General features: G+C 47.4%; 10 protein-coding genes. 7 read left to right on the forward strand and 3 right to left on the reverse strand.

Going from position 1 to position 13,043, the window contains the following annotated elements:
- Positions 1–125: 125 nt before the first annotated feature.
- The 3 genes from ilvC to OC23_RS10150 all read right to left on the reverse strand — a co-directional run bounded on the left by ilvC (position 126) and on the right by OC23_RS10150 (position 3,484).
- On the reverse strand, positions 126–1,142 hold the full coding sequence (gene ilvC / locus OC23_RS10140; protein ID WP_038344585.1) for a ketol-acid reductoisomerase: 1,017 nt from the start codon (positions 1,140–1,142) through the stop codon (positions 126–128).
- 126 nt (positions 1,143–1,268) lie between these two features.
- Entirely contained in the window at positions 1,269–1,760 is a 492-nt protein-coding gene (ilvN, locus tag OC23_RS10145) for an acetolactate synthase small subunit (protein ID WP_004655854.1), read from the reverse strand.
- Positions 1,760–3,484, reverse strand: a complete 1,725-nt coding sequence (locus OC23_RS10150) for an acetolactate synthase 3 large subunit (RefSeq protein ID WP_038344587.1) — start codon at positions 3,482–3,484, stop codon at positions 1,760–1,762. Before OC23_RS10150 ends, ilvN begins: the two co-directional genes overlap by 1 nt.
- 508 nt (positions 3,485–3,992) lie before the next feature.
- Between OC23_RS10150 and OC23_RS10155 the strand changes: the two genes are divergently transcribed.
- The 7 genes from OC23_RS10155 to OC23_RS10185 all read left to right on the forward strand — a co-directional run bounded on the left by OC23_RS10155 (position 3,993) and on the right by OC23_RS10185 (position 13,033).
- Positions 3,993–4,331 carry a DUF4124 domain-containing protein gene (locus OC23_RS10155; RefSeq protein ID WP_038344588.1) on the forward strand — a complete coding sequence of 113 codons (339 nt, stop codon included), beginning with the start codon at positions 3,993–3,995 and terminating at the stop codon, positions 4,329–4,331.
- 142 nt (positions 4,332–4,473) lie between these two features.
- Complete coding sequence (gene leuS / locus OC23_RS10160) at positions 4,474–7,098, forward strand: leucine--tRNA ligase (protein ID WP_038344590.1); 2,625 nt, start codon at positions 4,474–4,476, stop codon at positions 7,096–7,098.
- A 103-nt stretch (positions 7,099–7,201) separates the two neighbouring features.
- The gene (gene lptE, locus OC23_RS10165) at positions 7,202–7,711 is read left to right on the forward strand and encodes an LPS assembly lipoprotein LptE (RefSeq protein ID WP_038344592.1); all 510 of its coding nucleotides are present in this window, start codon (positions 7,202–7,204) and stop codon (positions 7,709–7,711) included.
- Between the two features lie 9 nt (positions 7,712–7,720).
- Positions 7,721–8,707, forward strand: coding sequence for a DNA polymerase III subunit delta (gene holA / locus OC23_RS10170; protein ID WP_038344594.1), 987 nt, complete (start codon positions 7,721–7,723; stop codon positions 8,705–8,707).
- A gap of 47 nt (positions 8,708–8,754) precedes the next feature.
- Positions 8,755–9,585: an SIR2 family NAD-dependent protein deacylase gene (locus tag OC23_RS10175; RefSeq protein ID WP_038344595.1), complete on the forward strand. Its 831-nt coding sequence runs from the start codon at positions 8,755–8,757 to the stop codon at positions 9,583–9,585.
- Positions 9,586–9,693: 108 nt separating this feature from the next.
- The gene (locus OC23_RS10180) at positions 9,694–11,040 is read left to right on the forward strand and encodes an efflux RND transporter periplasmic adaptor subunit (protein ID WP_038344596.1); all 1,347 of its coding nucleotides are present in this window, start codon (positions 9,694–9,696) and stop codon (positions 11,038–11,040) included.
- A 1-nt stretch (position 11,041) separates the two neighbouring features.
- Positions 11,042–13,033, forward strand: a complete 1,992-nt coding sequence (locus OC23_RS10185; RefSeq protein WP_038344597.1) for a MacB family efflux pump subunit — start codon at positions 11,042–11,044, stop codon at positions 13,031–13,033.
- Positions 13,034–13,043 lie beyond the last annotated feature (10 nt).

A 13,043-nucleotide genomic window follows, 5' to 3' on the forward strand; every position in this document is an offset into this window, starting at 1 on the left:
AATAGAAAAGCATCGCTTTTCCCCTACGCAAGAGAGAAGCTATGCTTCGCTAACGTACGTAACACTAGGATTTTCCATAAAAAAACCCTTGAATAAACAAGGGTCTTTATTTGACTTAGAAAAAATTAGTTCTTTTCTTTGTCTACGATTTTGTTTGCTTGAATCCAAGGCATCATTGCACGCAATTTTGCACCTGTTACTTCAATGCCATGCGCTGCGTTTTGGCGACGGCGAGCAGTCATTGATGGATAGTTCAATGCACCTTCCTGAATGAACATCTTCGCATATTCACCAGACTGGATACGCTTCAATGCATTACGCATTGCTTCACGAGACTGTTCGTTGATCACTTCAACGCCAGTTACGTATTCACCATATTCAGCATTGTTTGATACTGAATAGTTCATGTCTGCGATACCGCCTTCAAACATCAAGTCAACGATTAACTTCAGTTCGTGCAAGCATTCAAAGTAAGCCATTTCTGGCGCATAACCTGCTTCAACCAGAGTTTCGTAGCCCATTTTAACCAGTTCAACTGCACCACCACAAAGCACCGCTTGCTCACCGAACAAGTCAGTTTCAGTTTCTTCACGGAAAGAGGTTTCGATGATACCGGTACGACCACCACCTACACCTGAAGCGTAAGAAAGTGCAACGTTACGTGCATTACCAGAAGCATCTTGATGGATTGCGATCAGGTCAGGAACACCTGAACCACGCTGGAATTCTGAACGTACTGTATGACCCGGTGCCTTAGGTGCAACCATGATCACGTCTAGATCTTTACGTGGAACAACCTGGTTATAAAGAACAGAGAAGCCATGTGCAAATGCTAAAGTTGCGCCTTCCTTGATGTTCGGTTCAATCACGTCACGATAAAGCTGGGCCTGGAACTCATCTGGAGTCAGGATCATCACCAAGTCAGCTTGCGCTACAGCAGCTGGCACTTCAGATACTTTAAGACCTGCATTTTCAGCCTTTTTCCAAGATGCTGAACCAGCACGTAAACCTACAGTTACGTCGACGCCAGAGTCTTTTAAGTTAAGTGCGTGTGCATGACCTTGCGAGCCATAACCAATAATTGCAACTTTCTTGCCTTGGATGATAGATAAGTCACAGTCTTTATCGTAAAAAATTTGCATCTGTTTACTCCGCTAAAATTGTTGTCATTTCCCTTGTTCTGCAAGGACAGATCTTTTGTAAGCTCCCCCCAGGATGACCTTTTACAGTGATCTTCCTCTTTATCAAGAGGGCTGGGGAAAGGTTTTTTAAATTGTTAAAACTTTTTCGCCGCGCGCGATACCCGATACACCAGAGCGAACCACTTCAAGGATAGTATTTTCGGCCAGTGCATCAATAAAACCGTCAATCTTTTCAGTGGTACCGGCAATCTGGATGGTATAAGTGGTCGGTGTGACATCCACGATTTGTGCACGGAAAATGTCGGCAGTCCGTTTGATTTCCGCACGTGCTGCACCTAATGCCTTGACCTTGATCAGCATCAGTTCACGTTCAATATGTGAGCCTTCTGACAGGTCAACCACTTTAACCACTTCGACCAGCTTGTTGAGCTGTTTGGTGATTTGCTCGATTTTATGATCATCACCATAAGTGGTTAAGGTCAGGCGAGATAAGGTCTCGTCTTCGGTCGGTGCAACATTGAGTGTTTCAATGTTATAGCCACGCTGGCTGAACAAGCCAACAAGACGAGAAAGCGCACCAGCTTCGTTTTCAACGAGTACAGAAATAATATGTCTCATCAGGTACGCTCCCCTTTCGCTAACCACATATCCTTCATGGACTGACCAGCAACCAGCATCGGGTATACATGTTCAGTACGGTCAACCATGACATTAATGAACACACATTTATCATTAATTGCCATCGCTTCAGCCAGTTTAGATTCAAGTTCATCGGCGTGGTTAATCTGGATGCCAACGTGACCATAGGCTTCCATTAACTTGGCAAAGTCAGGTAATGAATCGACATAAGAGCTCGAATGACGACCTTCATAGTTCATGTCCTGCCACTGTTTCACCATGCCCAGTGCCTGGTTGTTCAGGCACAGGATTTTTACATTCAGGCCATATTGCTTACAGGTCGATAATTCCTGAATACACATCTGGATCGATGCTTCACCTGTAATACACACCACCTGCTGGTCAGGGCATGCAAGCTTTGCAGCCATCGCATATGGCAAACCAACACCCATGGTGCCCAAGCCGCCTGAATTGATCCATTGGCGTGGACGTTTGTATTTGTAGTAGTTAGCACCGAACATTTGATGCTGACCAACGTCAGAGGTAATGATTGCCTCACCATTGGTCACGCGATCCAGTGCCTCAACCACCTGTTGCGGCTTCATGACACCGTTCTGGCCAGCTTCATAACGTAAGCCATGTACCTTGCGCCACTCATTAATCTGGGACCACCATTCTGCAATGGCTTCAGGATTTGGCTTCGATACATTCATCTGTTTCAGCTGCACCAGCATTTCCTGAAGCACCGGCTCTACAGCACCCACAATCGGGATGTGCGCCATAATGGTCTTGGAAATGGTTGCAGGGTCGACATCAATATGAATGACTTTCGCATTGGTACAGAATTTTGCAGGGTTATTGGTGACACGGTCATCAAAGCGTGCCCCAATGGCCAGAATCACATCGGCATGATGCATTGCCATATTGGCTTCATAGGTACCATGCATGCCCAGCATGCCCACAAACTGTGGATCATTACCCGGGAAAGCACCAAGGCCCATCAGGGTATTGGTCACCGGATAGCCGAGCAAATGTGCCAGTTCAGTCAATAAACCGGAAGCATTGCCCTGAACCACACCACCACCGGTATAAATGATCGGGCGTTTTGCAGAAATCAGCTCATCAATCGCTTTACGGATTTGACCCGAATGCCCACGTGAAGGCGGCTGGTATGAACGCATCTTCACTTTTTCAGGATATTCGTAGGCAAATTTTTCTGCCGGATTGGTGGCATCCTTTGGAATATCAACCACAACCGGACCCGGACGGCCAGAGGCAGCAATATAGAATGCTTTCTTGATAATGGCAGGAATTTCGCTAGCGTGACGCACCTGGAAGCTGTGTTTTACGATAGGACGGGAAATCCCTACCATATCGGTTTCCTGGAACGCATCTTCTCCAATCAGATGGCTTGCAACCTGACCCGACAGAATCACCATCGGGATTGAGTCCATGTAGGCTGTGGCAATTGGAGTGACGGTATTAGTCGCGCCCGGCCCTGAAGTGACCAGTACTACACCAGTTTTACCCGTGACGCGTGAGTATGCATCGGCCATATGACCGGCAGCTTGCTCATGACGAACGAGGTAATGGTTAATTTTGTCTTGTTGAAATAGCGCATCGTAAATATGTAATACAGCGCCGCCTGGATACCCAAAAACATGCTCTACGCCTTCGTCCGCAAGGGCACGAACGAGCATTTCACCACCAGATAAAAGTTCCAACGTGATTCACCCTAGTGTTAGCACAATTTATGGGAGACATAAATCGTGTGTTATTCATTAACTTTTGCACTTCTTATAAGTGTGCGTATTCTACTCGTTTTTGCTGTAATAGGAAAAATTTTCTGAGACTCATCAGCCGTATAAACTTGATGACATCTCGAATCAAAATATGCTGGGATAAGCACATTTCAAAAAATCATTCTCTCGGCTAGAAAGAATGTCCATTACAAGCCATGACATTTATTCGAAGGGTGATCAAATAAGCGCATATAAAACTTAAGAAAGCATTCTTGTTTCTTTCATAAGCAAAGTCAAGAACAATAAAAAGGTTTTTAACGAATATTTTTTAGCTGCCGTTTTTTTAAACACATTTCACGGAATAATCTGGTCTTTTTAAATGGCCTTTTATCAAAAAACTATTTTCTTTTTAGGCAAAACTAGGCATTGTAAACATCTTCGTTACACCGTTTGATCGAATATAAACAACATTCTCTTGGGGAGATCAAATATGAAATCTTTTTATTTAAAATCAGTCCTATACACCATTACAACCACAATCATGCTGTTATGTTCAAGCCAGAATCAGGCACAGCAATATTATAAATGGATGGATGCCAATGGCTCGACCCACTACACCACCACCCCTCCACCTAAAGGTGCCAAACGACTGGATAAAGTTTCAACTTATGGCAGCAGTCATTCGGTGAAACAGCATCCATCGCAGCCAGAAACACCTGCGGCTAATGCAAATACTGCGTCACCTGCCCCTCAGGTTGTAACCGAAACACCGGCAACGGATGCCAAACCTCAGAATCCACCCGTGAGCACCTCATCCAGCGCTCATTAAATGCTGCACCGATCTGCAAGCAGGACCGGGCCCTGTCAGGCTTGCAGATAAAATCCCGCGCTAAAAACTGACATTTCCTATAATTTTGCGCTATGCTGTGCAGCAATCTTAACTTTACTTTTTTGTTGTATCGCATATCCCTATGACGACATCTCACATTGACTCCGAATATCAAGCAAGTGCCATTGAGCCTCAAGTTCAACAAGACTGGGACAATCGCAAAGTTTTTAAAGTTGCAGATACTGTAGAAGGCAAGCATCGCTATATCCTGTCGATGTTCCCTTACCCGAGTGGCAAGCTGCACATGGGGCATGTGCGGAACTACACCATTGGTGACGTCATCAGCCGTTTCTACCGTTTAAAAGGCGAGACCGTATTACAACCGATGGGATGGGATGCGTTTGGTTTACCTGCTGAAAATGCAGCGATTGCACATCAGGTTGCACCCGCAAAATGGACCTTTGAAAACATCGCCTATATGCGTGACCAATTAAAAAAATTAGGTCTGTCTGTCGATTGGGATCGCGAATTTGCAACCTGTACTCCAGAGTATTATCACTGGGAACAATGGCTATTCGTACAGCTTTATAAAAAAGGCCTGATCTATCGTAAGCTTTCAACCGTGAACTGGGACCCTGTAGACCAGACTGTACTTGCAAATGAACAGGTTGAAAATGGTCGTGGCTGGCGTTCAGGTGCATTGGTAGAAAAACGCGATATTCCAATGTACTACTTCCGTATTACCGACTATGCACAAGAATTGTTAGATGACCTGGATACCTTGCAAGACGGCTGGCCTCAACAGGTCTTGACCATGCAACGTAACTGGATCGGCCGTTCGACTGGCATGGAAATCACCTTCCCGTCTGCCAATACTGAAATCTATGCAGATGGCCTAACGGTTTATACCACGCGTGCTGACACGCTTATGGGGGTGACCTATGTTGCAGTTGCAGCGGAACACCCGATGGCGCTAAAAGCGGCTGAAAACAATCCTGAGCTGGCTGCATTTATTGAAGAATGCCGTATGGGTTCAGTTGCAGAAGCTGACTTGGCAACTGCTGAAAAGAAAGGCATGGCGACAGGTTTATTTGTCAAGCATCCTGTGACGGGTGAACAGCTTCCTGTCTGGATTGCCAACTATGTGTTAATGTCTTACGGTTCTGGCGCAGTGATGGCGGTTCCGGCACATGACGAACGTGATTTTGAATTTGCAAACAAGTTCAACTTGCCAATCAAGCAAGTGATTGATGCCAAAGGTGCTGATGATGCCGATTACTCGGCAGCTGAGTGGCAGGAATGGTACGGTTCTAAAGAAGGCAAGCTGGTCAATTCTGGCGAGTTTGATGGTCTGGAATTCCAGCCAGCATTTGATGCCTTCCTTGCTAAACTGGAACCACAAGGATTAGCCAGCGCCAAAGTACAATTCCGTTTACGTGACTGGGGTGTCTCCCGTCAGCGTTACTGGGGTTGCCCTATTCCAATGATCAACTGTAACAGCTGTGGACAGGTTCCTGTTCCAGAAGATCAGTTGCCTGTGGTATTACCGACTGATGTAGTGCCGGATGGCTCTGGTAATCCATTAAATAAAATGCCTGAATTCTATGAAACCAAATGTCCAAGCTGTGGCGGCGACGCACGTCGTGAAACAGATACGCTGGATACTTTCGTAGAATCGTCTTGGTACTATGCTCGCTACGCATCGCCAGACTTTACCGGTGGTATGGTAAAACCTGAAGCAGCTCAAAACTGGCTTCCGGTAAACCAGTACATTGGTGGTGTCGAACATGCCATTCTGCACTTACTGTATGCACGTTTCTTCCATAAATTAATGCGTGATGAAGGTGTGGTACAAGGTAATGAACCATTTACCAACCTGCTTACCCAGGGCATGGTACTGGCAGATACCTTCTATCGTGAAGCCGAAAACGGCAAGAAGACCTGGTTTAACCCTGCCGATATCGAATTAGAACGCGATGAGAAAGGTCGTATCCTGTCTGCAAAATATTCAGGTGACGGTCAGGAAGTTGTGATCGGCGGACAGGAAAAAATGTCCAAGTCGAAAAACAACGGGATTGATCCGCAAGCGATTATTGATCAGTACGGCGCAGATACTGCACGTGTCTTCATGATGTTCGCGGCTCCGCCAGACCAGTCACTGGAATGGTCAGATGCGGGTGTAGAAGGGGCAAACCGTTTCTTGAAACGGGTATGGCGTCTAGCGGCCGGCTTCCTTGAAAAAGGCAATCAGGCAGCTGCAATCGATACAGCCAGTCTTTCTAAAGATGCACAGGATTTACGCCGTAAAACCCATGAAACCATCCAGAAGGTCGGTGATGACATCGAGCGTCGTCATGCATTTAACACGGCGATTGCAGCATTGATGGAATTACTCAATGCCAGCAACAAGTTTGAAGCAAAAGACGATAATGATGTTGCGGTAGCACGTGAAGCAATCATTACCCTGCTGACCTTGCTTGCACCTTTTGCACCCCACTTGAGTCAGACCCTTTTGGCCCAGTTTGGTCTGGACTTGACGACTGTTGCCTTCCCGCAAGTGGATGAGTCTGCCTTAACCCGTAATACACAAACGATTGTTGTACAAGTCAACGGTAAACTTCGTGGTAAGTTAGAGGTCGCGGTTGATGTGTCAAAAGAAGACTTACTGGCACTAGCCAAAGCCTTACCGGAAGTACAGCAGTTCCTGACAGGCCCGACCAAGAAAGAAATTGTGGTACCCAACAAACTTGTTAACTTAGTGGTTTAAAATCCTTCCCGCGGAGCATTGCTCCGCACATCCATTTGTTAAGGGATGTGCCTCTCTTGTAAAACAAGAGGGGTAAGGAAAATGAATACATAGAGGAATCAATATGCACTTAGCGCAACGTGCAGCTGCTATCGTTCTCACTTTAGGCCTAAGTGCAGGCTTAGTCGGCTGTGGCTTCCATTTAAAGGGAAGTAATCCAACAGCAGCACCGCTGGTCTATAACAAGCTGACTTTAGTACTGCCAGATAATACCGATGAACTTGAAAACCGGCTCAGTATTTATCTCAGTGCGACAGGTGTACAGCTCAGTAATTCTAACGATGCCTATATGCTGCGCATTCTGGATTACACCCCTCGCCGCCAGTTACTCAATGGTAAATTAACAGAAGTCCTGCTTCGGCTGACCGTGACCTTCCAGATCGAAGACCGTCAAGGCAAGAAAATTACCGAACCCCGTACCTTAACGGCTTCCCGCACTTATCAGTATGACGTGGCAACAGTAAACACAGATAACCAGCAAGAAGCGTATCTGAACCGTATCCTGATTGATGATATGGCCCAGCAGATTACACGACAGATTGCTGCCAACCGTTTACCTAAAGCGCAGCCATAACCGACCTTTATGAAACTGGATTATGTTCAGGCCTTAAAACGGGTAAGTGAGGCGCGTGGTGCATGGATCATGCATGGACAAGAGCCTTTACTGGAACAGAACCTGCTCGATGCATTCCGGAAAAGCTGGCAACAACAAGAGGTTGAACGCCAGCGTTATGACATCAGCAGTGTCAATGACTGGAAAAATGTCTTCAATGCACTCAATAGCCTGTCGCTGTTCTCGCAACAGCTGGCCATTGAAGTCCATGGCAACATCAAACCCGATGCCAATGGCTTAAAACAGCTCAAAAGCTATATTCAGCATAATGAACATAACCTGTTGCTGATTGTATTGCCCAAACAGGACAGTAGCAGTCTCAAGTCAGCCTTTTTTCAGGTCATTGAAGCCAATGGTGTGGTGGTGCCGCTGACAGCGAACTATCCGCAAGACCGGCAGCGCATTCTTGCGCTTGAAGCAGAAAAGTTAAATATCCAGCTGAACAATGATGCCTGGCAATGGTTGATGCAACATCATGAACACAACCTGCTGGCAGCAAAAAACAGTCTGATGCGGGTGGCAGATACCTTTCCGGATGTTCAACAGATCCAGATCGAACAGCTTTATGCCTGTTTGCAAGATCAGTCGCGCTATACCACCTATGATTTGAGTGATGCGCTGCTGGCTGGAAATCTGGGGCAATCGGTCAAGATTTATCAATACCTGATTGCTGCGGGTGAGCCTGACAGCCTGATTTTATGGACGCTGAGCAAAGAAATGCGCTTGTTGATGCAACTATTTGAACAGCCGCACAATGCCCTTCAGCTCGGTATCTGGAAAACCAAGGTATCACAGTATCAACAGGCCTTGCGCCGTCTCAATCCAAGACAGTTTTTGCACTGGCCTGATTTATTATTACGGATTGATGCCTCGATCAAAGGCATGTCGGAAGAAAATCCCGAACACCTGATGCTGCAAGCCTTGAGTGAACTGTGTGGCCGGACCTTATTTGCATAACCGGCCTGAGAGGGCAATCTTCCTGTTGATAAAAAATGGAGGCTACTATGGCCTTTGCTCTAGATCAGCAACACATCAAACGTATAACAGCGCTGTTCCGGCAGGCAGATAGTCTGATCATCAGTGCCGGTGCGGGTATGGGGATTGAGTCAGGTTTGCCCGATTTTCGTGGTCATCAGGGCATGTGGCAGGCCTATCCGGCACTCGGCAAACAGCGGCTCGATTTTACAGAAATTGCCAACCCAGCAGCGTTTAAACGGCATCCCCGACTGGCATGGGGGTTTTATGGGCATCGCCTGGCACTGTATCGGCAAACCGTCCCTCATCAAGGTTTCCATCTGCTCAGACAACTTGCCGAACGGCTGGAACTGCCCTATTTTGTATTTACCTCAAATGTAGACGGGCAATTCCAGAAAGCTGGTTTTGATGGCCTGTCTATATATGAATGCCATGGTTCGATTCATCATTTGCAATGCCTTGCAGCCTGCCAGCCTATAATCTGGCCGGCAGATGAGTTAATCCCGGACATTGATCATCAGCATTGCCAGTGGTTAGGGCCACTGCCGCAATGTCCATCTTGTGGCAAACTGGCACGTCCGAATATTTTAATGTTTGATGACATAGCATGGCTTAGCCAGCGCCAGACACCGCAACTGCAACGTCTTAATCATTTTTTAAATAGCCATCATCAAACTGTTGTTATCGAGATAGGCGCTGGTACTGCTGTTCCGACCGTCCGTCATTTTAGTGAGCGGTTTGCCCCTCGCCTGATCCGGATTAATCCAAGGGAATATCAGCTGCCCGTCCGGGGTGGAATTGCTCTGGCAGCCAATGCCGAAGCAGGTGTGCATAGTATTTATCAGATTTTTATAGAATAAGTTATCGGCAAAAAAGCAAATAATTCTCATTACAGGTTAAAAATATTCACGCTTTATCCTTATTTCACTTTTATACTAAGCCCAGTTTCTCACTTTTGACCTGTCATCATGCCAAATACAAACGCTAAAAAAATTCAGCCTCGTAAAATCATCATGATCGCTATCGGTGTACTGATTCTTGCCGTACTCGGATGGTTCCTTTTCAAACCTAAGGCTCAGGCACCGCAGTATATCAGTGCAGAGGTCACCCGCGGCGATATCGAAGATTCGGTGTTGGCCACCGGTGTGCTAGAAGCGACCAAAATGGTGAGCGTGGGTGCCCAGGTGTCAGGACAGGTTAAAAAGATGTATGTGCAACTGGGCGATCAGGTCAAACAGGGTCAACTGATTGCACAAATCGACTCCATCCGGCAAGAGAACGAACTCAAGACAGCCGAAGCCAATATCAAGAATCAACAGGCCCAACTGGCTGTACAACAAGCCAATCTGGCAAAAGTAGAAGCTGAATATAAACGTCAACAGGCCATGTACAGTCAAGATGCAACCTCTCGTGCTGAACTGGAAGCGGCTTTAGCCAACTTTAAAACCGCACAGGCTCAAATTGCCTCGATTAATGCACAGATCGAGCAGTCGCGCCTGACCTTGGCCACCACCAAGGAAGATCTCGGCTATACCCGTATTGTTGCACCGATGGACGGCACCATTGTGGCGATCGTGACGGAAGAAGGCCAGACTGTAAACGCAAACCAGACCGCGCCAACCATTGTAAAACTGGCGAAACTCGACACCATGACCATCAAGGCACAAATTTCCGAGGCCGATGTCATGAAGGTGGAGAAAGGCCAAACCGTATATTTCACCACACTGGGCAACAGTGACAAGAAACATTATGCCAAATTGCGTCAGGTCGAGCCGGCACCAAACTCAATCAATACGGAAACCAGCAGTAACAGTAACTCTTCAAGCTCGAATGCAGCGGTGTACTATAACGCTTTATTTGATGTATCGAATGAAGATGGCAAACTCCGTATTGATATGACGGCACAGGTCTACATCGTGCTGGCTGATGCTAAAAATGCCTTAACCATCCCGGCGGCAGCAATCCAGAACCAGCGTGCTAACCGAGGTGGCAAAGCGGGCCAAGGTCATGGCCCTAGATCAGCAGAACAGGCGAAAAAACCGGATACCGATAAGGCACAACGTCCAAAACGTCTGGAACTCAGTGAAGAAGAAAAAGCCCTGATTGCCCAAGGTAAAGCAACCACAGGAATGGTGCGTGTGTTGCAGGCTGACGGTACGGCTCAACCACAGCCCGTGTTGATCGGTTTAAATAACCGTGTCACGGCACAGGTGCTGAAAGGTCTGAAAGAAGGTGATCAGGTGGTGATTGCCGATACCTCTGACAGCTCAAATGAAGCTGCAAAACGTAGCAACCAACGTGCAATGAGAATGTAATATGACGCAACATCAAACACATTCATCACAGCCGCTACTTGAGGTCAGCAAGCTTACCCGGGAATTTCCTGCGGGCGAAGGCACGGTACAGATTCTAAAAGGAATCGACCTCAAGATTTATGCCGGTGAACTGGTTGCGATTGTCGGACAGTCAGGTTCGGGGAAATCGACCCTGATGAATATTCTGGGTTGTCTGGACAAACCCACTGCGGGCAGTTATCAGGTCAATGGCCGGGAAACCCGCCTACTTGAACCGGATGAACTGGCCCAGCTGCGCCGTGAATATTTTGGATTTATTTTCCAGCGTTATCATTTACTCGGTGACCTGAGTGCCTCTGGTAACGTGGAAGTACCAGCCATCTATGCCGGTGTTGACAGCCATATCCGTCAGGAACGCTCTGCCAGCCTGTTATCAGAACTGGGGCTGGGCGAACGTTTGCATCATCGCCCAAGCCAGCTTTCAGGCGGCCAGCAACAACGTGTCTCCATTGCCCGTGCCTTAATGAACGGCGGCGATGTAATTCTGGCCGATGAACCAACAGGTGCCCTGGACAAAAACAGCGGTATTGAAGTGATGCGCATCTTGCGTGAGCTCAATGCCAAAGGCCATACCATCATTCTGGTTACCCATGACCTCAATGTTGCCAAGAATGCCACCCGTATTATCGAGATCAGTGACGGCAATATTATTTCAGACCGTGCCAATGTGCCTGAACATGCCGATCAGGATCTAGAACAGCATAGCCTGCAACGTATCCAGCAGAAAAAAACCTCAGCCTGGCGCTCTTTCTTTGACCGGCTGGGTGAAGCATTCCGTATGGCCTTGCTGGCCATGAATGCCCATCGTATGCGGACCTTTTTGACCATGCTCGGGATCATTATCGGGATTGCCTCGGTGGTGTCGGTCGTGGCACTGGGTAACGGCTCACAAAAACAGATTCTGGAAAATATCAGCAGTCTCGGCACCAATACCATTACTGTCTATCAAGGACGTGGTTTTGGTGATAACTCCCGGGCTTCACAGGTAAAAACCCTTGTCCCCGCAGATGCCGATGCACTGGCAGAGCAACCCTATGTAGATGGGGTCAGCCCTTCAGCCAATACCAGTGTCACCTTGCGCTATAAAGATACAGAGGCGTCAGCGACCGTCAATGGTGTGAGTTCGGACTTTTTCTATGTGCGCGGCATGACCTTCAAATCTGGCCAGCCCTTCGATAAAAGCAGCGTGACCCAACGTGCGCAGGATGTGGTCATTGATACCAACACGGAAAAGACCTTCTTTGCCGATGGAACCAATCCGGTCGGTCAGGTGCTGTTATTGGGCAGTGTACCGAGTCGCATTATTGGTGTGATTGATGCCCAGCAGGGCTTTATGGGAAATTCTGACAGCCTGAATGTGTATCTGCCCTACTCGACAGTCATGAGCCGGATGCTGGGTCAATCCAATGTCCGTAGCATCATTGTGCGCATTAAGGATGAATATCCAAGTACTGCTGCCGAAAATGCAATCCTGACCTTGCTTGAACAGCGCCACGGTGCACAGGATGTGTTTACCCAGAACTCGGACAGTATCCGTGAAACCATCCAGCAAACCACAGCCACCATGACCTTGCTGATTTCAGCAATCGCCGTTATTTCTCTGGTGGTCGGGGGAATTGGTGTGATGAATATCATGCTGGTCTCTGTGACCGAACGTACCCAGGAAATCGGGGTACGCATGGCGGTTGGTGCGCGACAAAGCGATATTTTGCAACAGTTCCTGATTGAAGCAATTCTGGTCTGTCTATTGGGTGGTGTGCTGGGTGTACTGCTGTCTTTAGGGATTGGACAGATTATTGGTCACTTTGCCAAAGGTGTAATCGAAATGAGTTATTCAACCACCTCGATTGTGGCAGCGTTTGTCTGCTCAAGTCTGATTGGTATTGTATTTGGCTTCTTGCCAGCACGAAATGCAGCACAGCTCGACCCTGTTGCGGCTTTGGCGAGAGAATAACCAGCAAAAA

This window comes from Acinetobacter sp. A47 (assembly GCF_000805455.1).
Lineage (GTDB): Bacteria > Pseudomonadota > Gammaproteobacteria > Pseudomonadales > Moraxellaceae > Acinetobacter.